The sequence below is a fragment of the Serratia ureilytica genome, from assembly GCF_017309605.1.
GTDB lineage: Bacteria > Pseudomonadota > Gammaproteobacteria > Enterobacterales > Enterobacteriaceae > Serratia > Serratia ureilytica.
This window is the reverse complement of record NZ_CP071320.1, coordinates 1615324-1635044: the sequence shown is the minus strand read 5'-3', so window position 1 is coordinate 1635044 and position 19721 is coordinate 1615324. Positions and strand designations below refer to the sequence as shown.

Here is a 19721-nt window from a genome sequence, read left to right as displayed (position 1 = left end):
AAAATAACGATGATGGCTGGTTTAAGTTATGAAACGATGGTTTTCCGATGGCGCGTTTCGTTCCATTTTACGTAATGCCGCCTATTTAGGCTCCGGCAGCGTCGCCAGCGCACTGCTTGGCCTGCTGGCGCTCTCCTGCGCCGGTAAAGGCATGTCGCCTGAAATGTTCGGCGTGCTGGTGGTGATCCAGGCCTATACCAAAGCGGTCAGCGATTTCATCAAATTCCAAACCTGGCAGTTTGTGGTGCAATTCGGCACCCCGGCGCTGGAGCATCAAAATACCGGGCGCTTCCGCGACGTCGTCGCGTTCTCCTTCGGCCTGGATATCGCCAGCGGCGTCATCGCCGTGCTGGGCGGCATGATCATGCTGCCGTTCTTGTCACACGCCCTGGGGCTGGACAGCGAAAGTTTCTGGCTCGCCATGCTGTACTGCACCCTGATCCCGTCGATGACCTCGTCCACGCCCACCGGCGTGCTGCGCGCCTTCAACCGCTTCGATCTCATCGCCATTCAGCAGGCGATCAAGCCGTTCCTGCAGGCGGTGGGCAGCGTCATCTCCTATTATTTCGATCTGGGGTTCCCCGGTTTCATCGTCACCTGGTACGCCTCTAACCTGATCGGCGGCACGCTGTTTTGGTGGTTCACCGCGCGCGAGCTGCGCCGCCGCGATATCCACGGCGCGCTGAGGCCGCGCCTGTTCAACGTCGCGCGCCGCATCGAGGGCGCCTGGAACTTCGTCTGGACCACCAACATCGCCCACACCATCTGGGCCGCGCGCAACTCCTGCACCACCGTGCTGGTGGGCGTGGTGCTCGGGCCGGCCGCCGCCGGGCTGTTCAAGATCGCCATGACCTTCTTCGATGCGACGGGCACCCCGGCCAAGCTGCTGGAGAAAAGCTTCTATCCCGAGATCATGCGTTTGGATCCGCGCACCAAGACCCCGTGGCTGCTGGGCCTGCGCTCTTCGTTGCTGGCCGGCGGCATCGGTCTGGCCGTCGCGGTGTTGATGTTGCTGGTGGGCAAGCCGCTTATTTCCGCGGTCTTCGGGCAGCAATACCTGGAAGCCTATGACCTGATTCAAATCATGCTGGGCGCGATCATCGTCTCGATGATGGGCTTCCCGCAGGAATCCTTGCTGTTTATGGCGGGCAAGCAGCGCGCCTTCCTGATCGCGCAGGCGACGGCCTCGGCGGCCTACATTGCGCTGCTGGTGTCGATGGCGTATGCCTTCGGCGTGCAGGGCGCCGCCTTCGCTTATTTACTGGGGCAATGTTTAGACGTGCTGTTATCCCTGATACCGACGATCGGCGCCTACCGCAATCGCTTTATGTTGGGGCTGAATGTGCCCAAAGAGAGTAATCAATGACCGCTAACACGAATTGGAAGAAGTTCTCCGCCGAAACCACCCAGGCGCTGTTTGTCGCCGTGGAAGAGGATGACCTGGTCGAGGCGAATATCAGCCTGCCGCAGCAGATCGATCTGGAATGCTCCCCCGAGAGCATCCGGGACAACTACGCGCTGTGCCTGCAGTTTTGGGAAGACGGCTTTTCCCGCCGCGAGCTGCTGCAACTGGTGAACGGTTTCCTGCAAGACCCGCAGTTGGCGGCGGCAACGCGCATGCGCTACAAATATATCCGCGCCCGCTATAAGCACCTGCGCTTCGCCCAGCAGCTGTACGGCGCGCCCCACCGCGCCAACCGCCTGTTCCACACCACCACCGTGGTGCTCGGCCATTTTCAGGACGCGTTTCGCAACGGCAACCAGAAGAACCTGACGCTTTACGGCAACCTGCTGCGGCTGCTGCTCAGCAAGCCGGTATGGTCTTACGTGCGCTATGCGCTGCGCCACACCCGCCTGGAAAGCGCACAGGGCTTTATCGCCTACCGCCAGGAGCAGATGCGCCAGCTGCAGACGCTGATCGCCGGCCCGGCGCTGACCGGGCATCAATTCCACGACGTGCGCAAAATCGTCAGCCGCCAGGTGTCGTTTTACGACACGCTGAGATCGATCGATCCGGACAACCGCGAGGCCCGGCAGATTTCGCGCTTCCTGGCGGCGATTAACGGCCTGATGGGCGACCGGCACGACGTGATGGTGGCGGACAAGCTGGCCGGCGGCGATATCTATGACCGGCCGGCGACGCTGGACATCGATATCCGCCAGCGCCTGGAGCTGCTGCTGGCGCGTTTTCCGCTGTCGTTTTCCCCGTCGGCCGTCGCGGCCGGCAGATAAGCGCGTTGCCCGTAGCCATGATGACGTTACCTCGCTTGCTGGCCCTCTCCCTGCTGCTGTCGCCGCTGGCGGCATCCGCGCATAACTTCGTGCATGGCCAGCCGGTGGCGCCGATCGCCATCGCCGATCGCGGCGAGCTGCTGCTGCGCAACGGCGATTTCAGCTACCGGCCGTGGAACAGCGCAAAACTGGCGGGCAAGGTGCGGGTGATCCAGTACATCGCCGGGCGCACCTCCGCCAAAAAGAAGAACTCGCTGCTGATCAACGCCGTCAAGGACGCGAACCTGCCGGGCGATCGCTTCCAGCCGACCACCATCGTCAACACCGACGACGCGATACCGGGCTCCGGCTTCTTCGTGCGCGGCAAGATCGAGAAAAACAAGCGCCATTATCCCTGGGCGCAGTTCATCGTCGACAGCGACGGGCTGGGGCGCATGGCCTGGCGGCTGCCGGAGGAGAGCTCAACCATCGTAGTGCTGGACAAGGCCGGGCGCGTGCAGTGGGCGAAGGACGGCGCACTCACCCCGCAGGAAGTTGACCAGGTGATCGCCCTGCTGCGCGCCCTGATCGACCAGGAGACGCCATGAAGCGCACGCCGCCGGGAGCCGATGACGCATGTCTTTAATTGAACGCTACATCACGGTTGAGATCCGCCGCCTGGTGATGATGATCGCCGGGTTTCTGATCTTTATGTTCGCCAGCTACTCCGCCCAGCGCTACCTGACCGATGCCGCCAACGGCACGCTGGCGCTGCGGGTAGTGGCCGAGGTGGTTTTCTATAAATCGCTGATCGCGCTGGAGATGATATTGCCCGTCGCGCTGTATGTCTCGGTGGCGGTGGCGCTGAGCCAAATGTACAGCGATGCGGAGATCACCGCCATGCTGGCCGCCGGCGCCAGCCCGCTGCGGCTGCACAAGGCGGTGCTGCTGCTCGCGGTGCCGCTGGCGATAGCGGTCACGCTGCTGTCGCTGTATGGCAGGCCCTGGGCGTACGCCAATATTTATCAGCTCCAGCAACAGTCGCAGTCGGTGCTGGACGTGAGCCACCTGCAGGCCGACAAATTCAACGTCAGCGGCAACGGCCGCATGATCCTCGCCAATCACGTCGACAAAACGGCCAACCACCTGACGGACGCCCTGATTTATGTGCGCGGCGGCCATCACACCAACCTGTATCGCGCGCAGTCGGTGGAAGTGCTCGACGCCTCTCCCGCCAGCCCCGCCGTGCGGCTGAAAACCGGCACCGCCTATGTGCTGGATCGTGAGGGCGCCGACGACAACGGCCAGAATTACGACAACTTTGACATCGCGCTCAAACCGTTCGTGCCCAGCGCCGAAAGCCGGCACAAGTCGGCCTCGCCGGCGGAGCTGGCGCGCTCCGCCGATCCGGGCGATGCCGCCGAACTGCAATGGCGCGAGAGCCGCGGGCTGACCACCGTGCTGATGGTGCTGCTGGCGATCCCCTTGAGCCGCATCAAACCGCGACAGGGGCGCTACGCCGCGCTGCTGCCCCTGACGGTGCTGTTTACCGTGATTTTCTATGGCGGCAACATTTGCCGCACGCTGGTGGCCAACGGCTCTCTGCCAACGATCCCCGGCGTTTGGCTGGTGCCGATAGCGATGGCTGTCGGCATCGCTCTGCTGCTGGCGCGCGACTTATCCCTGCTGCGGAAACCCTCCCGATGACTATTTTTAGCCGCTACCTAATGCGCAACGTGTTCATCGGCTTCGCCGCCGCGGCCGGGCTGCTCATCCCACTGTTCACCACCTTTACGCTGATCAACGAGCTGGAGGACGTGACCCCGGGCGGCTACCGCTGGCAGCAGGCGCTGCTGGTGACCGTGATGACGCTGCCGCGCAGCCTGGTCGATCTGGGGCCGTTTATCGCGCTGCTCGGCGGCATCGTCGGGCTGGGGCAACTGTCGAAAACTCTGGAGCTAACGGCGATCCGCGCCGCCGGGATGTCGATATTCCGCATTGCGCTGGTGATGCTCGCCGCCGGGCTGCTGATGAACCTCTCGCTCGGCGCCCTCGATGAATGGGCCGCTTCGCCGCTGCAGCAACGCGCGCTGCAGATGAAGAACAACGCGCTGGCGCAGTCGAACAGTAATGATGTTACCGTTAACCCGCTGTGGGCGCGGCGCGGCAACGAGTTTGTTACGGTCAAAACCGTCGATGAGAACGACCAGCCCCACGGCATAGAGATCTTCCGTTATCAGGCCAACCGCGCGCTGGAATCTTACATTTACGCCGACAGCGCCAGCACCGCCGCCGACGGCAACTGGCTGCTGCACAACGTGATGCAAAAAAGCTGGCAAGGCAGAAAGGAGACGATTGCGCGGCAAGACAGCCTGCTCTGGCGCTCGCTGTTCGCCGTGCCGAGCCTGAAAGAGCTGACCCTGCCGGCGGACAGTTTCTCGCTCCAACAGCTGGATCGCTATATCGATTATCTGCAGGGCTCTGGGCAACCCAGCACCGAATACCGCCTGGCGCTGTGGAAAAAACTCGGCCAGCCCCTGCTGGTGCTGGCGATGATTTTGCTGGCCATCCCGTTTACCTTCACCGCCCCGCGTGCGCCCGGCATGGGCAGCCGATTAGCGCTCGGCGTCATCATCGGGCTGCTGACCTACATCGCTTACCAGATCGTCCTAAACCTGGGGTTGCTGTTCGCCCTCAACGCGCCCTTCACCGCCCTTGCCCCGCCGCTGTTGCTCCTGGCGTTGGCGCTGGCGCTGGTTTATCGGTTTGATCGGCGGGGTTAGTGAAAGCGCTGGTGTAGAGACGTGCCTGGCATGGTTCCGAGAGTATCTGGCGGAACAATGCCATCACATGCAGGGGCAAGGTTCCGCTTTGTGTGCTGAGGCCTATCTGATTGGCCGTCTGACATCAATCTTGCTGGTGCGTCTCAATGTTATAGCCAAGGCTGACAAACTTATTTATCAACTTTTGAATAGAGCCAATACTCCATTGATTGGTAATAAGCACTATCTCACCAGAGGCAAGCTCTATGGTTTCATCATGAAATCGTTTACGCCGTGACGCAATCACATCCTGTTCAACCTTAATAAGGCTGCGATGGATATCATCGCCAAACATGGACGCTATCACCTGCATATCATACGGATTAGTATCCATAATCCATTCGTTCATCAGCTCATAGGCCAGATTTCTTTTATTATAAACCACACCCTTATAGATAAATTTCGAGTAATCCCTCTCTCCTTTTTCTTTAGCATCCCTGGCTTCCGTTTCTTTTCGTTTCTGTCTAACCAAGAAATCTTTTGCTTCGGGCAGCGGTATTATCTGTTCAAAATTGACCAATACCTTATCAAGGTGCAGATAAGGGCTTAACTTGAAACAGCTGACATTTAGCCCATTATTGTTCAGCCAAAGTACCGTATTTGTCACTTCCGTAGAGAAATCAGCTGAGATCAGTACAATCCTTACCTGAGTATTGAAGTCAGCAATCTCGCTTTCGTCTCGCTCACAAAATTTGAGTATCTCCTGCTCTGCGCTCTTAGCAACACCTTCTTTATCAAGATGTTTTTGGTAGCACTCCGCAGCATCATTAAACGTCATTTGTGAAACCATAGCGGCATACCTTACCGCCTGAAGCTCCATATGCGCACCTTGTTCATCCCGCTTCAGCTCAACAACAACCAGATTAAATGCCTTGTCGATACAGAGTAAATCAATTCTACGCTGGCTGTTTTCCCAATTGTTAAACTCTTCCTGGATTACCAAGCAATCGGGCAAAAAATCGCTCATATTCTTGGCTATTGCTGACTGAATATCCCTGCGTTCAAGGATCGATTCGCGCATAAACGTGGTTTTAGCAACCTTTTTGAACTCTTGGTCTTCCAAAGTGAATAAACCCATGACTCCCTCATTATTAAATCTGAAACAGTTTGAATTTGAAAAAAATATTTCATGAATTCAATCTATCACGACGGAAGGAATTTTTCTCTTGGAAAAAAAGTTGGTAGGCCATCTGATATTGATGCGAACGAGAGAAAGTTTATTGTTGTCTAAATAATCAACACCAGATCATGCGACCGCCGCTGGTCAATATCTGGTTCTGGATTAATGACCAATCACTTACTTATTCCTCCCTCTCGATTTTACCGCTATGCCTCATTCCAATAAGGCACCCTGAAATTTCACACCTTGCCGGACTTTATGATAGAGAAACATTTGAAGACTTGAGCAAAATGAACGGCCGTTCCAGTACCTAACGATAAGGCGCTGCCCGAACCGCACCCTAACCGGCTAGGGTTTACGAACGACTATGAGTGCCTGCGCTGCCACTCATCGACGACATCACCTAACGTCTTTGGCATGTCATTGCGTATCCATGCCATAAATTCACGATCGAAGCGAAAATCCTCTCCGCACGCCTCAACCATGAAACGACGAACGTTTTGCGTATTTTTGTAGCTTTTATCCACGATCGTGGCGCGTGTTAGCAATGCGCTATGCCAATCGATTTTCAATTTAACCACTCCTGTGAAGAGTCGTTCGATAAAGAGCTTTAACCTGGCCTGACAAGTCGCACTTTTGTCACGCCCGTTTCGGCGAAAAGTGGATGTGGTGAAAAGCATAGCCCAGACCGCCGTTTCCGCGCTGTTATATGCACGGGCACATTTATAACAGGGGCGGAATGGCAACCGCCCCTGCTCGCTCCGTGGAATTAACGCAATTCCTTCGCTATCGCGCTAAACATCAGCGAGGCCTCCAGCGGTTGCGCGCTGAAAGACGGCTCCGCCTGCGGCCAGGTGGACCACTGGACGATCACCAGATTATCCGCCCGATTGACCATGATCATCTGGCCGAAGATCCCCAGCGCCCACAGGGAATGTTTGAGGGAGGTCTGCGGAGTAGGCTCAACGTTGGCCGCATTCACCGGCACTTCGTTGTTCCACCATTGGAATCCGTAAATGCCGTCAGGATGCGCCGCCGATACCGAGCCCGCCGCGCGAGTCCAGTTGGACGACTGGGCCACCCAATCTTCCGGCAGGATCTGTTTGCCGTTCGGCAGCGTCCCGTTATGCAGAATGAATTCGCCGAAGCGCCCCCAGTCTTCCAGCGTGGCGTTGAAGCCGTGCGCGCCCACGTCGTGCTGGCCTTTGGCGTAGGCATGCCACACGCCGTCGCTCGCCATGCCGTACGGCTGCCAGATGCTTTGCTCCAGATAGGTCGCCAGCGGCATGCCGGTGGCGCGCTCCAGCACGTCGCCCAGCAGCCACGCGCCGCCGGAGGAGTAAGACCAGTTCTGCCCAGCCGGATGCGCACTCTGCAAACCGGCCACCAGCTTGCGCACGCAGGCATAGGTGCCGGGTTTGGCTTCACACTCGGTCAGCTGCGCGAAGTCCGATTTCGGGTTGGTGTAATCCTCATTCCACGCCACGCCGGAGGTGTGGGTGATCAGCTGCCTGAGGGTCACGCCGTCCCACGCGGTGCCTTTCAGATCGGGTTCGTATTGCGTGATGAGATCGTCGAGCGAGTGGATCTTGCCCTGTTTTATCGCCACGCCCACCAGCGTGGCGACCACGGATTTGCCCACCGAGCGCGACGTCCACAGGGTGGCGTCGGTATTGCCCTGCCCCAGATATTTCCAGGCAATTTTGCCGTCTTTCAATACCAGCATGCCGCTGACATTCTGGCGCTGCAGGTAATCCTGCAGGTGGTAGGTTTTGCCATTCACCCGATAACTGGCGTCGGTTAACGGTTTAGCGGCAGCCGGCAGCGGCGCAGCGTTACCGTGGTGAAACACATCCCCGGCATAGTTACGGTAGTCGTTACGAAAACCGATCACCCGGTCGCTCTGGCTCCAGGTGAGCATCTTGTGCGTATCCGGCAATTGCGCATCGAAAGGTGCGGGACAGGCGCTGAGTTCGGTGCCCGCACAGGCGGCCAGGGCGGCGGGCGCCAACAGGCCGCTGCAGAGACTGATGACAACGCCCGCCAGCAGGCTGCGGTTAAACACTTTGCTTTTCATATTTTTTCTCGCTTAGCTCAGGAAGGCGTTCAGCTTAAAAAAACGCGGCCTATAATAAAAAACGCCTGATGGGGGAAAATCCCCCGCAAAATCGACGGGAGAACCGCGTGCCGAGCCTGATTTATTCCTTTGCCCAACTGGAAGCCTTCACAGCCGTGGCCGAGCACGGCAGCCTGGCGAAGGCCGCGCTCAAGCTGGGCAAAGACCGCACAACGCTGCGTGATTTGATTGATTTTCTCGAGGATGGCTTGGGCTATGCGCTGTTCCTGCGCGAGGGGCGCAGCCTGCACCTGACGCCGGAAGGCGAACAGCTGCAGCGCCAGGCACACCTGCTGATGCGCCAGGTGAAAGCGTTTGAGGCGTTTGCCAAAGAGGTGCCGAAGAGCGCGGCGCAGGAAATCTCGCTGGTCTACGATCCCTTTACCCCCCGCGCGCTGTTGCAAGCGCTGATTGCCGCCATGGCCCAACGCAACACGCGGCTGAGCCTGATTAATGCCTCACGCGACGAAGCGGAAAGGCTGCTGGCAAGCGGCCAGGCCGATCTGGGCATCTGCCAGGCGCGCAACCGCAGCGTGGGCGACGCCATGGAGTGGCGCGCCTTAGGGGCGATAGAGATGGATTTTTACGCCGCTAAAATGCTTTTCCCCAACGCGGAACAGCCGCTTTCGCTGCTGGAACTCTCGCTCACGCCGCAGGTGATTATGCACCCGGATTCTGACGAACCGGTGGCGCGCCGCCTGCAAATTTCAGGGCACACTATCTTCACCAACGAACTGGAGATGCTGCGCGCCCTGCTCGAACAGGGCTGCGGCTGGGGCTTCCTGCCGACGCATATGCATGCGGAACGGTGGAAAAACGTCAACACGCTGCGCACCGAAGTGGGCAGCCAGGGGATCAGCCAAACCATGGTGACCATCTGGAAGCCGGGCAATGACCGGAGGGCGCTGATTGATGAGACGTTGGCGCTGTTGCCGGGGTTGTGGCGGGAGGTTGGGGGTGAAAAGTCGCTGCCAAATTAACAGTGCTGTTACCGGTAGTCGATCGTGGGGAGTATCGCCTGCGTTGTTGGTCCGTTCGCTCTTAAGCGGGGATTGTTGTTTTCACCCAATGAGAGCCCCTCACCTCCATCGCTGCAGCGCTGCTGGCGCTGGTTTGTTGCTTTGAGGGGCGGCTTTGAGCGAGGAGCGGACATTTAATAAATTTACATCCTTTCAGTTAACGGAAAAACTAACCTGATGACAATCAACGGGATGCTTACAGCCTTCAATAAATATCCATCGTTCATTAAAAACCAATAACACTCCCTGTATACAAGGTTGCAATAATACCTAAACCAGCCAGTAATAGCGCTAATGCTTGAGCAGTTACCTTTATAACAAATGCCTTGATCTTTTTTTGTTTCTTAAGTCTTTAAATTGCAACCATAATCTAAAAAATACAACCATTTTTTTTCGTGCTAAAGGCCATAGTTGCTTCACAATATTTCAAGTATATTTTAAAAATCCTTTGCATTTCATTATCCGTGATCGAAATCGGCTCACAATAATACTTTATAAATAGATTCCTCTCGTCAACACTATAATTTTTTGAAGTGTATGGGGCTAAAAAACGGCTACCCAACCTGTAACACCCGGTGAGAACCAAAGTGTTGAATTTTTTTCATAAATAATTTCTAAATTATTCTCTTTACTTACATGGTATATTTTAGATAATCGACACCCAGTGTTGAACTGAATCTAACTCAGGGAGTTAAGTCTATATATGTTGGAGTTTTCGCTATATGGCGCGTAATCCTGATTAGATGAGAGATAGAACTTACCAAATATGCATGAATACTTATTTTGATAAAAAACCCGATAAAAAGAGTACACTTTTTTATGAAGATCAAGCCAAGAAACCCTTCGTACAAATAAATCACTCTCTTCCCGAACCATGCTGTCATGGGCTTTTTTATAAACTTTTTCATTATGTATTAATTTCCTTTTCATTCATTCTATCCAAAAGTTTTATATAACACATTATTAGATATCAATTTTTATTTTTTTGTAAAATACAACAACCTGTATTATATAACTAATAACAGACCTTAGCAGGATCACATCTTGTAAAATAAAATTTTATTAAAGTTACATTGGTTTTTTCCAATTACTACTTATATTTCGGAAATGCGGGTTTTCTGTTTTCTGCTCAACATAAGGCAAATTTCTATCAATAACAAAATTAGAAGCTAATTTATCGCGAAGCCCCCCTAAACGTTCAATACTTGTGAGCTCGTTAGTGACATCTTTGAACACGGCAGAAAACGCCTTATGTTGTTTAGACTTCATAAATTCAGGAGTACTAAGAGAAAACTCTTTATCTGGTATACTTGGAATACCAAATAAACCTGTTAGGGAATTGATCGACTTAATTAAGAAACTTCCTTGAATGCCTTGGTTAGACGGAACACTGTAGTTTCGCTTAACATCGCCTGATATTTTCTCTAAATCATTTAACAGGTTTGTAAGCTTTTTATTCCCTGCGCCTACTCCAGACTCATCGAATGCTATATGAATCTCACGAATTACTTCTCTACAAGTACGAAAATGATCATGTGACTTTAGTTCTAAAGCCGATTTTATTACTTGATCAACATTTCCTGCTTCATTTGCTAGCCATGCGGAAAATATGGGTAAATCTAATGAAAATGTCGATATGCGCCCGTGATTGACGATATCAGATCTGGCAGCATTGATTTTCCCAGATAATGATTCAATTATCTTCGCTGTATAGTCATGACCGAATGCACCAGTTTTTTTCATCCAGTGTAACTGATATGCATGTCTTATAGGATGGATAAAAGAATCTGCTTTAAGATGCTTGGCAACAATACTGTAATAAATAGATTTATATGCCATCCAATTCAGTGAAGCTATAAACATTTCAAGTGCCCGAGTCATCCCTCCTTTACCATTAGAAGCATTTTCCCGCTCTCGCTTAAATTCACTCTCAGTAAACTCATGTCCAGATGAACTTACTAGCTTTATATCGGTTGACCAATATCCTTTGGTATCAGCAGCATCAGCTAATTCGTTGAAAATAGATGCACTTAACTCACTATATTTTTCGTATTCAGGAGTATCTGGCTGGCCAAGCATTTTCATTGTCAAGTAATACACACTAGACCGAAGATCCCATGTGCAAATCATATTCAACTTAAGCATTTCTATCAGTTGTCCAAAATCATCATCAACAAACTGCCCCCCTCTAATCTCTGGGTTGATTTGGCGAGCTTCAGCCTTTGCAAGACGATCAAGCGCACTAAGCTCAAAATCACTTTCCGATAAAAATTTAATAAAGTTGAATTTGACGATGCGTTTATCACGATGTTCTTTTTTATAGTTGTCTACACAAATTAGTTCATCGTAAAAAAGTATCGCTTGAATAACATTTTCGAAAGCGGCTAGATCCCCATTAATGGTATCTAGGTTCCTTATGGCAATATCACCTAATGTTCTTTCAACCGCTGTTAGTGATGCATTATCAATCAACGCATAGGACATCTAGTCACCTCCATATCAAATAGATTTTTACATTATCTTCTGTTTGGACCCAAATTTCTATGTTCTTGTTGGCAAATGCAAACATTATGCTTTCAATATGCTGATTTTTATGTCGGAAAATTTAGAATGAGCGTCCGCTTCTGGCACAAAACTGCCATTGATACCTAATTTCAACAATGAAACACACCTTACCAACCTTTCCTCAAAAAAATACAGCCACACGAAATGATTTAATTGGCAACTAATAAATAAATGAAACTATTAACTCCGTTTTCATTTCGTTATTTTCCCTTCCCCATCCAGCCTCCCCCCAACTCCCCCCTAGCACCGCCCCCGCCCTTTCCCTACAATAAGGGATCTGTTGAGGCATAACGCAAGGAAAGACGGTGTCGAAAGCCAATCCCAATGCCACTATCGTGGATATCGCCCGCCGCGCCAGGGTGACCAATATCACCGTTTCCCGCGCCTTCAATAAGCCCGAGCTGGTCAAGCCGGAAACCCGCGAGCGCATTCACGCCATCGCCAAAGAGCTGAACTATGTGCCCAACGCGTTCGCGCAGGGGCTGAAAAGCAGCAGCAGCCAGATTATCGGCATCGTCACCAGCAGCATGTACAACCCGTTCTATTCCGGCCTTATCAAGACCGTGTCGCGCATTGCGCGCCAGCAGGGTTACCAGATCATGCTGTTCGACACCGACGGCAGCGAAGAGGCGGAAATGCGCGCCATTCAGGCGCTGTTCGGCTACAAGGCGCGCGGTATCTTGCTGTCGGCGGTGCGCGACGACAAGCGCTACCGCCCCGCCTATCTCGAGCTGGCCGAGGTGTATGGCGTGCCGCTGATCCTGATCGACCGCGATCTCTACGATCAGCAGCTGAGCGGCGTGTTCCTCGATAACCGCGAGATCGGCGTGCTGGCCGGGCGCTATCTGGCGGAGCAGCCGGATAAGAAGCTTTTGATTATCGGCGGCCCGGCGGATTCCGAAATTACGCTAACGCGCACCGCCGGCATCGTCGCGGCGCTGCAGGGCAGCGGGCGTGAGATTCATATCATCAACGGCGACTATGATTTCACCTCGCAGGAAAGCGAGGTGCGCGCCTATCTGGCGCAGCCGGAGAACCGCCCGGATTACATCATCGGCCTGAACGGCATCATCACGCTGGGCGCCATCGCCATCTGCCACGAGATGGGGCTTTATCAGCAGGTGAAGTTCTTCTCGATAGACGAGCCGCCGCGCGCCGGCGCTTACGGCCTGCACATTCCGGGGGTGTATCACGATACGCAAAAGCTGGGGGAGATCGCCGCGGAGCTGCTGTTCAGCGCCATTAATAGCCCGCGCGGCGAACTGCCGGTGCGCAGAGAGTTCTTCACCGGCTCGCTGTTGAATCGCTGACGGGCGCTATTGCCCGTAGTAGGCGTGTTTGCCGTGCTTGCGCAGGAAATGTTTGTCCAGCAGCTCCGGCTGCATCGGGGCGATGGCCGGCGCCAGCTGGCGCGTCGCCATCGCCATGATCGCCACCTCTTCCAGCACCACCGCGTTGTGCACCGCATCCGCCGCGTCCTTGCCCCAGGCGAACGGGCCGTGAGAATAGACCAGCACTCCCGGCACCTGCTGCGGATCGCGCCCCGCCTGATTGAAGGTCTCGATAATCACCTTGCCGGTTTCCCCCTCGTAATCCCCGGCGATCTCCGCCTCGCTCATCGGCCGGGTGCAGGGAATGTCGCCGTAAAAGTAGTCGGCGTGGGTGGTGCCCAGCGCCGGGATCGGCTGCCCGGCCTGCGCCCAGATGGTGGCGTTGCGGCTGTGAGTGTGCACCACGCCGCCGATATCGGCGAAGGCGCGGTACAGCGCCAGGTGGGTGGCGGTGTCGGATGAGGGTTTGCGGTGCCCTTCGCGCACCTTGCCCTCCAGATCCACCACCACCAAATCCTCCAGCGTCATCGCCTCGTAGGCGATGCCCGAAGGTTTGATCACCACCAGCCCGCTCTGGCGGTCGATCGCCGAGACGTTGCCCCAGGTAAAGGTCACCAGCCCGTATGCCGGCAGGCTGAGGTTGGCGGCCAGCACCTGCCGCTTGAGTTCGTTCAGCATGCGATGCCTCCCTCATTCATCTGTTGTTCGATCCAGGCCTTGGCCTGGGCGATGCGTTGCTTATCCCGCCCGTCTTCGCACGCCCACATCTCCAGCAGATAGGGGCCGCGATAGCCGAGCGCGTTGAGCACGGCAAAGGCGTGGGCGAAATCCACGCAGCCCTCGCCGAACGGCACGTCGCGGAACTGCCCGGCGCTGCCCGGCCCCACCGCCACGGTGTCTTTGAGGTGTATGGCGGTGATGCTGCCGATGCCCAGCGCCAGCTCGGCGGCGACGTCGTTGCCCCAGGCGCTGAGGTTGCCGAGATCGGGATACACCGTGAACCACGGGCTGTTGACGTGGCGGGCGATGTCGCGCCATTTGCTGATGCTGTTGATGAACGGCGTGTCCATCACCTCCACCGACAGCATCACCTGCGCTCTGGCGGCCTGCGCCGCCACCCACTGCATGCCCTCGATAAAGCGTTCGCGGCTGTGGCGATCGGCGGGTTCGTAATAGACGTCGTAGCCCGCCAGTTGGATGTTGCGGATGCCGAGATCCGTCGCCAGTTCCAGCGCCTTGCTCATCAGCACCCGCGCCCGCTCGCGGGTGGCGGCGTCATGGCTGCCAAACGGATCGCGCCGGTGCGCCGACAGGCACAGGCTCGGCACCGTCACCCCGCTGTCAAGCCGCGCCTGGATAAACGCCAGCCGCTGGCGGCGATCCCAGTCCAGCCGCTGCTGGCGCGCCGGCTGCTCGTCGATCGACATTTCCACAAATTCAAAGCCCAGCTCGGCGGCGGTGGCCAGCCGCTGCGGCCAGCTCAGTTCGGCGGGCAGCGCCTTTTCATACAGCCCCAGACAGGCGGCGTTAGTCGTTTGCATCAGTCACCTCACTCAAAGCCTGAGCGACCGCCAGATAGCGCGCCTGCTGGGCGCGCAGGCGCCGATGGGCGGCGGTCGCGGGATAATAACAGCGCAATTTGGGCGGCGCGGCGGCGATCGCCTCGGCGAACCCGGCGTACTCCCCGGCGCCGACGGCGGCGCACAGGGCGGCGGCGCGACAGCCGCTCTGGCGCGTTTCCACCACCTCAAGCGGCAGGTTGCCGGCGTCGGCGTACATCTGCATCCACACCTCGGACTGCGTCGGCCCGCCGGTCATGCGCACCCGCTCGATGCGCGGGTTCAGCTGCACCATGCGCTCCTGATGGATCAGGTGCGAGAACACGATGCCCTGGTAGATCGCCTGCACCACGTCCGCCATCTCGTGGTGGGCGCTCAAGCCGATCAGCCCGCCCGGCGTGTTGCCGCCGAGGTTGGAGCCGTACAGATAAGGCAGGAACAGCAGCCCGCTGGGCTGCTCGCGGCGCTCGGCCACCCAGGCGTTGAACTGGGCGTAGCGCTGCCGGTCGTCGGCGCAGAACTGGCGCAGGAACCAGGCCAGGTTGCCGGCCGAGGTCGGGCTGCCTTCGTGCACGAAATAGCGGCCGTCGATGCAGTAGCGCCCCCAGGCGTAGGGGTAATCGGCAGGAATGATGCGTTCGGTCACGCAGGTGGCGATCGACCAGGTGCCCGCCACCGCGCTGAGCGTGCGATCGTCGGCCACGCCGGAGCTGAGCGCCGCGCCCACCACGTCGAACAGGCCGCCGTACACCGCGGTGCCCGTTCGCAGGCCGCACTGCGCCGCCGCCGCGGCCGTCACCCGCCCGGCCAGCTGCGCCGAGCCGATCGTTGGCGCGGTCTTCTCCTGCGCCTCTTCGATGCCGAAGGCCGCCATCAGCGCCGGATCGTAAGCGCCGCTGTGCTGGTTAAACAGGTTGCTGCCGGAGATGTTGGTCACCTCGGCCGCCGCCTCGCCGGTGAGGCGAAAGCGCAGGTAGTCGTGCGCCATCAGGATGCGATCGACGGCGGCGTACTGCGCCGGTTGCCGCTGCTTCAGCCAGCGCAGCAGCAGCGCCGGGTGGCTGGGCCACAGCGGCTGCAGGCTGCGCGGGTAGGTCTGCGCGTCCACACCGGCGCGGCGCAGCTCAGCCACCGTGGCCGCCGCGCGGTTATCCGAAGAGAGGATGCCGTTGCCGACCAGTTTGCCGTGGCGGTCGATGGCATAAAGCCCTTTGCCGTGCGCCGAGAAGCTGACGCCGCGCACCTGGCCGGCCTCCAGCCCCGCCGCGTGCAGCGCCTGGCGGATCGCCGCGCAAACGTCATCCCACAGCGCGTCCATATTGCGTTCGCTGAAGCCCGGCTGGGCGGCAATCGCCGCGCCGTCGCGCTCGGCGATCGCCAGCTCTTCGCCGCTTGACCGGTACAGCCCGGCCTTGATCACCGTGCCGCCGACGTCTATGCCAAGAAAGACTGACATCGCGCCTCCTATTTGCGCCGCACGGAGCTGAGGTAGATGGCGGCCAGGATGATGCCACCCTTCACCACGTTCTGGATATATGGCGATACGTTCATCAGATTGAGGCCGTTGTTGAGCACCCCGAGCATCATCGCCCCCACCAGCGTGCCGACGATGGCGCCGCGCCCGCCGGAGATCGCCGCCCCGCCCAGCACCACCGCGGCGATGGCGTCCAGCTCGAAGCCTTCGCCGGCGTTGGGCTGCCCGCTCATCAGGCGCGAGGTCAGCACCAGCCCGGCCAGCGCGGCGGTCAGGCCGCTGATCACGTACACCAGCATCTTGTAGCGCGGCACGCGGATGCCGCTCAGGCGCGCCGCCTCTTCGTTGCCGCCCATCGCGTAGACGTAGCGGCCGAACGGCAGCTGGTTGAGCATCAGCCAGGCCAGCACATACACGCCGAGCATGATCAGGATCGGCACCTGGATGCCCAGCACCGTGCCGCGGCCGAAGAACGCGAAGACGTCGGGCAGGCCGGAGATTGGGTAGCCGCCGGTATAGAGCAGCGCCAGGCCGCGGGCGATGCCCATCGACGCCAGGGTGACGATGATCGGCGGCATGCGCAGGTAGGCAATGCAGGCGCCATTGGCCAGGCCGAACAGCGCGCCAACCGCCAGCGCCGCCACCATCGCCAGCGGGATGGGCACCGCCGCCAGCATCAGCCCGGCGGCGACCGAACCGGCCAGCGCCATCACCGGCCCCACCGAGAGATCGATGCCGCCGGTCAGGATGGCGCAGGTCATGCCCACTGCGATGATGGCGTTGATAGACACCTGGCGCGCCACGTTGGTCAGGTTGTTGACGCTGAGGAAGCTGTCGTTCAGCAGGCTCATCAGCACGAACAGGACAACGAAGCCGATAAACGGCAAGACCGCAGGGTGATGCAGCAGTTTTTCCCAGCGCTTGCCGAGGCTGGGGCCGGCGGCGCGGTGCGCCACGGCGGGTTGTTCAATTCCGATCATAAGGCACTCCCGGTCGCGTGAAGCATGATGTGGTTGGATTCGATGTCGTCGCCGGTCAGCTCGGCGACGATGTGGCCGCCGCGAAACACCAGCACGCGGTCGCACACGCCGATGATCTCCGGCAGTTCGGAAGAAATCATGATGATGGAGATGCCCTGCTGGGTCAGTTGCTGCATCAGCTGGTAGATCTCGGCCTTGGCGCCCACGTCGATGCCGCGCGTCGGCTCGTCGAAGATCAGGATGTTGCAGTCGTTGTTGAGCCAGCGGGCGATCACCACCTTCTGCTGGTTGCCGCCGCTCAGGGTGCTGACGGCGGTCTCGGCGTCCGGGGTTTTCACGCCCACGGCGCGGATCAGCCGCTGCACCACGTCGCGATCCTTGCGGGCGCTGACGAAGATCTTGCCGCGCCGGTGGTGCCGGTTGAGGGTGATGTTCTGCGCCACCGAAAACGGCAGCACCAGGCCCTCGGTTTTGCGGCTCTCCGGCAGCAGGCCGATGCCCTGCGCCAGCGCCTGCGCCGGGGAGCGCAGCGCCGCCGGTTGGCCGCCGAGGCTGACGCGTTTACGGTGGCAGCGGCTGGCGCCGATCAGCGCCGAAACGGTCTCGGTACGCCCCGAGCCCACCAGCCCGGCGAAGCCGAGGATCTCGCCCTTGTGCAGGTGGAAGCGGTCGGTCGCGCCGTGCTTCTCGCGCTGGATCTCCGCCTCCAGCAGCATCGTCGCGGTATCGACCGGGTGCTGTTTCACCGGGAAGGCGTTCTCGATTTTGCGCCCGACCATCAGCCGCACCAGCTCTTCCACGTTGGTGTCGCCGGTGGCCAGCGTTTCGATGTAGGCGCCGTCGCGCAGCACGGTGATGCGATCGCAGATGGTGAAGATCTCGTCCAGGTGGTGCGAGATAAACACCATGCCGACGCCCAGCAGCCGCAGATCGTTCATTACGCTGAACAGGTGTTCGGCCTCGCCCGGCGTCAGCGTGGCGGTCGGTTCATCCAGCACCAGCACCCGCGCCTCCAGCGACAGCGCCTTGGCGATCTCAACGAACTGCTGCTGCGCCACGCTCAGTTGCTCCACCGGGCAATCGAGATCGATAGCCACCGTCAGCCGCTTGAAGATCGCCTCGGCCTTGCGCCGCATCGCCCGGCGATCCAGCAGACCCCAGCGGTTCCTGATCTCCCGGTTGAGGAAGATGTTGTCGATGGCGCTCATGTACGGAATCAACGAGAATTCCTGAAAAATAATGCCGACGCCGGCCTCGATCGCCTGGCGATAGTTGTTAAAGCGGCGCTGCTCGCCGTCGATAAAAATATCGCCCTCGTCCGGCTGATAGATGCCGCACATGATTTTCACCAGCGTCGATTTGCCGGCGCCGTTTTCGCCCAGCAGGGCGTGCACTTCGCCGCGTTGAATGGCCAGATCGATGCCGTCCAGCGCCTTCACGCCGGGAAAGCTCTTTTTTATTCGCTTCAGTTCCAGTAAAGGTGTCACCGCATTGCCCTCCGCGCCGAACGCCCCGCCGCAGCGGGGCGAACCCGGCCGCTGTTACCAGCTAAAGCCGGCCGCATTGCTGCGGTCGATCAGCTTCACTTTGACCGGCACGGTTTTCGGCACCGTGGCGCCCCAGTAGCGGGCCAGCGCAATGCCGAGCGCAATGCGCAGCTGGTCGCGCGGGAACTGCGCCGAAGTGGCGATAAACGGCGAATTCGGCTTGAGGATCTCTTTGATGGCTTCCGGCTGGCCGTCGACGCTCACCAGCTTGACCTTGGCGCCGTTGCTTTCGATCGCCGCCAGGGCGCCGAGCGCGCCGACGTCGTTGACGCTGAAGATGCCCGCCAGATCCGGCGCCGACTGCAGCATGTTTTCGGTCACGGTCAGCGCGGTGTCACGCTCCTGCTTGCCGTTTTGCTTGGTGACGATCTTGATGTCGGGGTATTTTTTCATCGCCGCTTCAAAGCCGCGCACGCGCTCCAGGATCGGCACCACCGGGATGCCGTCGAGGATCGCTACCTTGCCTTTGCCGCCCAGCGCTTTCGCCAGGTACTCGCCCGCCTGGAAGCCGGCGTCGTAGTTTTCCGATCCGACGAACGCGTCCAGCGGCCCTTCCGCCTGCGCGTCGATCGCCACCACCACCGCGCCGGCCTTATGGGCGGAGATCACCGCCGACTGCACCCCCACCGAATCGGTCGGGTTGATCAGCAGGATATCCACCTTCTTCTGCAGCATGTCCTCCACATCGCCGATCTGTTTGGCAACGTCATGGCGCGCATCGGCCACGTACACCTTGGCGCCGATATCCGCCGCCGCCTGATCCAGCGCCTGCTTCATGGTGACGAAGTAGTCGTTGTTCATTTCCTGGAACGACATACCGATCGTGATTTGCTTGGCCAGCGCCACCTGGCTGGCCGCCAACATTCCACCGGCGACGATAAAAGGCAGGGTCTTTTTGAATAATGAAAACATAACCAATTCTCCTGTAGGGAAGCTTCTTGTTGTGGTTATCAGAGCAACAGCATGTCTTTACGTTT

Annotated in this window: 17 protein-coding genes; 7 read left to right on the top strand and 10 right to left on the bottom strand. The window is 58.0% G+C overall.

Annotated elements, in window-relative coordinates:
* Nucleotides 1-28 precede the first annotated feature (28 nt).
* Genes J0X03_RS07590 through lptG form a run of 5 tightly spaced genes read left to right on the top strand, consistent with a single transcriptional unit; the run spans nucleotide 29 to nucleotide 4994 of the window.
* Nucleotides 29-1366, top strand: coding sequence for a lipopolysaccharide biosynthesis protein (locus tag J0X03_RS07590; RefSeq protein ID WP_004935553.1), 1338 nt, complete (start codon nucleotides 29-31; stop codon nucleotides 1364-1366).
* The gene (locus J0X03_RS07585) at nucleotides 1363-2232 is read left to right on the top strand and encodes a hypothetical protein (RefSeq protein ID WP_033643767.1); all 870 of its coding nucleotides are present in this window, start codon (nucleotides 1363-1365) and stop codon (nucleotides 2230-2232) included. Before J0X03_RS07590 ends, J0X03_RS07585 begins: the two co-directional genes overlap by 4 nt.
* Nucleotides 2233-2252: 20 nt before the next feature.
* Complete coding sequence (locus tag J0X03_RS07580) at nucleotides 2253-2819, top strand: YtfJ family protein (RefSeq protein WP_160204733.1); 567 nt, start codon at nucleotides 2253-2255, stop codon at nucleotides 2817-2819.
* Between the two features lie 28 nt (nucleotides 2820-2847).
* Nucleotides 2848-3918, top strand: coding sequence for an LPS export ABC transporter permease LptF (gene lptF, locus J0X03_RS07575; RefSeq protein WP_160204423.1), 1071 nt, complete (start codon nucleotides 2848-2850; stop codon nucleotides 3916-3918).
* The gene (gene lptG / locus J0X03_RS07570) at nucleotides 3915-4994 is read left to right on the top strand and encodes an LPS export ABC transporter permease LptG (RefSeq protein ID WP_160204424.1); all 1080 of its coding nucleotides are present in this window, start codon (nucleotides 3915-3917) and stop codon (nucleotides 4992-4994) included. Before lptF ends, lptG begins: the two co-directional genes overlap by 4 nt.
* 124 nt (nucleotides 4995-5118) lie before the next feature.
* Here lptG and J0X03_RS07565 read toward each other — a convergent pair whose 3' ends face one another.
* From J0X03_RS07565 to J0X03_RS07555, 3 genes are all read right to left on the bottom strand, one after another.
* Complete coding sequence (locus tag J0X03_RS07565; protein WP_047025346.1) at nucleotides 5119-6111, bottom strand: PDDEXK family nuclease; 993 nt, start codon at nucleotides 6109-6111, stop codon at nucleotides 5119-5121.
* 407 nt (nucleotides 6112-6518) lie between these two features.
* Nucleotides 6519-6725, bottom strand: a complete 207-nt coding sequence (locus J0X03_RS07560; RefSeq protein WP_047025471.1) for a DUF6434 domain-containing protein — start codon at nucleotides 6723-6725, stop codon at nucleotides 6519-6521.
* 197 nt (nucleotides 6726-6922) lie between these two features.
* Complete coding sequence (locus J0X03_RS07555) at nucleotides 6923-8230, bottom strand: serine hydrolase domain-containing protein (protein WP_160204425.1); 1308 nt, start codon at nucleotides 8228-8230, stop codon at nucleotides 6923-6925.
* Nucleotides 8231-8337: 107 nt separating this feature from the next.
* On the opposite strand from J0X03_RS07555, the gene J0X03_RS07550 reads away from it, so the two are divergent.
* On the top strand, nucleotides 8338-9249 hold the full coding sequence (locus J0X03_RS07550) for a LysR family transcriptional regulator (RefSeq protein ID WP_160204426.1): 912 nt from the start codon (nucleotides 8338-8340) through the stop codon (nucleotides 9247-9249).
* A 1107-nt stretch (nucleotides 9250-10356) separates the two neighbouring features.
* Here the strand turns inward: J0X03_RS07550 and J0X03_RS07545 are convergent.
* On the bottom strand, nucleotides 10357-11772 hold the full coding sequence (locus J0X03_RS07545) for a hypothetical protein (protein ID WP_160204427.1): 1416 nt from the start codon (nucleotides 11770-11772) through the stop codon (nucleotides 10357-10359).
* A 386-nt stretch (nucleotides 11773-12158) separates the two neighbouring features.
* Between J0X03_RS07545 and J0X03_RS07540 the strand changes: the two genes are divergently transcribed.
* On the top strand, nucleotides 12159-13163 hold the full coding sequence (locus tag J0X03_RS07540; RefSeq protein WP_049294855.1) for a LacI family DNA-binding transcriptional regulator: 1005 nt from the start codon (nucleotides 12159-12161) through the stop codon (nucleotides 13161-13163).
* A gap of 6 nt (nucleotides 13164-13169) precedes the next feature.
* Here the strand turns inward: J0X03_RS07540 and araD are convergent, their stop codons facing one another.
* Genes araD through J0X03_RS07510 form a run of 6 tightly spaced genes read right to left on the bottom strand, consistent with a single transcriptional unit; the run spans nucleotide 13170 to nucleotide 19656 of the window.
* On the bottom strand, nucleotides 13170-13862 hold the full coding sequence (araD, locus tag J0X03_RS07535; RefSeq protein WP_033632583.1) for an L-ribulose-5-phosphate 4-epimerase: 693 nt from the start codon (nucleotides 13860-13862) through the stop codon (nucleotides 13170-13172).
* Nucleotides 13856-14725, bottom strand: coding sequence for an L-ribulose-5-phosphate 3-epimerase (locus J0X03_RS07530; protein WP_160204428.1), 870 nt, complete (start codon nucleotides 14723-14725; stop codon nucleotides 13856-13858). Before J0X03_RS07530 ends, araD begins: the two co-directional genes overlap by 7 nt.
* Nucleotides 14712-16199, bottom strand: coding sequence for an FGGY-family carbohydrate kinase (locus J0X03_RS07525; RefSeq protein WP_160204429.1), 1488 nt, complete (start codon nucleotides 16197-16199; stop codon nucleotides 14712-14714). The genes J0X03_RS07530 and J0X03_RS07525 overlap by 14 nt, the downstream gene beginning before the upstream one ends.
* 8 nt (nucleotides 16200-16207) lie before the next feature.
* Entirely contained in the window at nucleotides 16208-17197 is a 990-nt protein-coding gene (locus J0X03_RS07520; protein WP_160204430.1) for an ABC transporter permease, read from the bottom strand.
* On the bottom strand, nucleotides 17194-18684 hold the full coding sequence (locus J0X03_RS07515; RefSeq protein ID WP_160204431.1) for a sugar ABC transporter ATP-binding protein: 1491 nt from the start codon (nucleotides 18682-18684) through the stop codon (nucleotides 17194-17196). The genes J0X03_RS07520 and J0X03_RS07515 overlap by 4 nt, the downstream gene beginning before the upstream one ends.
* Nucleotides 18685-18738: 54 nt before the next feature.
* A complete protein-coding gene (locus J0X03_RS07510; RefSeq protein ID WP_060660459.1) occupies nucleotides 18739-19656 on the bottom strand; it encodes an ABC transporter substrate-binding protein in 918 nt (305 codons plus the stop codon).
* Between the last annotated feature and the right edge of the window lie 65 nt (nucleotides 19657-19721).

What these genes read in the sequence shown, in the direction of transcription:
- J0X03_RS07590 (WP_004935553.1), top strand. Translation starts at nt 29, where the DNA reads ATGAAACGATGGTTTTCCGATGGCGCGTTTCGTTCCATTTTACGTAAT.
- J0X03_RS07585 (WP_033643767.1), top strand. Translation starts at nt 1,363, where the DNA reads ATGACCGCTAACACGAATTGGAAGAAGTTCTCCGCCGAAACCACCCAG.
- J0X03_RS07580 (WP_160204733.1), top strand. Translation starts at nt 2,253, where the DNA reads ATGACGTTACCTCGCTTGCTGGCCCTCTCCCTGCTGCTGTCGCCGCTG.
- lptF (WP_160204423.1), top strand. Translation starts at nt 2,848, where the DNA reads ATGTCTTTAATTGAACGCTACATCACGGTTGAGATCCGCCGCCTGGTG.
- lptG (WP_160204424.1), top strand. Translation starts at nt 3,915, where the DNA reads ATGACTATTTTTAGCCGCTACCTAATGCGCAACGTGTTCATCGGCTTC.
- J0X03_RS07565 (WP_047025346.1), bottom strand. Translation starts at nt 6,111, where the DNA reads ATGGGTTTATTCACTTTGGAAGACCAAGAGTTCAAAAAGGTTGCTAAA.
- J0X03_RS07555 (WP_160204425.1), bottom strand. Translation starts at nt 8,230, where the DNA reads ATGAAAAGCAAAGTGTTTAACCGCAGCCTGCTGGCGGGCGTTGTCATC.
- J0X03_RS07545 (WP_160204427.1), bottom strand. Translation starts at nt 11,772, where the DNA reads ATGTCCTATGCGTTGATTGATAATGCATCACTAACAGCGGTTGAAAGA.
- araD (WP_033632583.1), bottom strand. Translation starts at nt 13,862, where the DNA reads ATGCTGAACGAACTCAAGCGGCAGGTGCTGGCCGCCAACCTCAGCCTG.
- J0X03_RS07530 (WP_160204428.1), bottom strand. Translation starts at nt 14,725, where the DNA reads ATGCAAACGACTAACGCCGCCTGTCTGGGGCTGTATGAAAAGGCGCTG.
- J0X03_RS07525 (WP_160204429.1), bottom strand. Translation starts at nt 16,199, where the DNA reads ATGTCAGTCTTTCTTGGCATAGACGTCGGCGGCACGGTGATCAAGGCC.
- J0X03_RS07520 (WP_160204430.1), bottom strand. Translation starts at nt 17,197, where the DNA reads ATGATCGGAATTGAACAACCCGCCGTGGCGCACCGCGCCGCCGGCCCC.
- J0X03_RS07510 (WP_060660459.1), bottom strand. Translation starts at nt 19,656, where the DNA reads ATGTTTTCATTATTCAAAAAGACCCTGCCTTTTATCGTCGCCGGTGGA.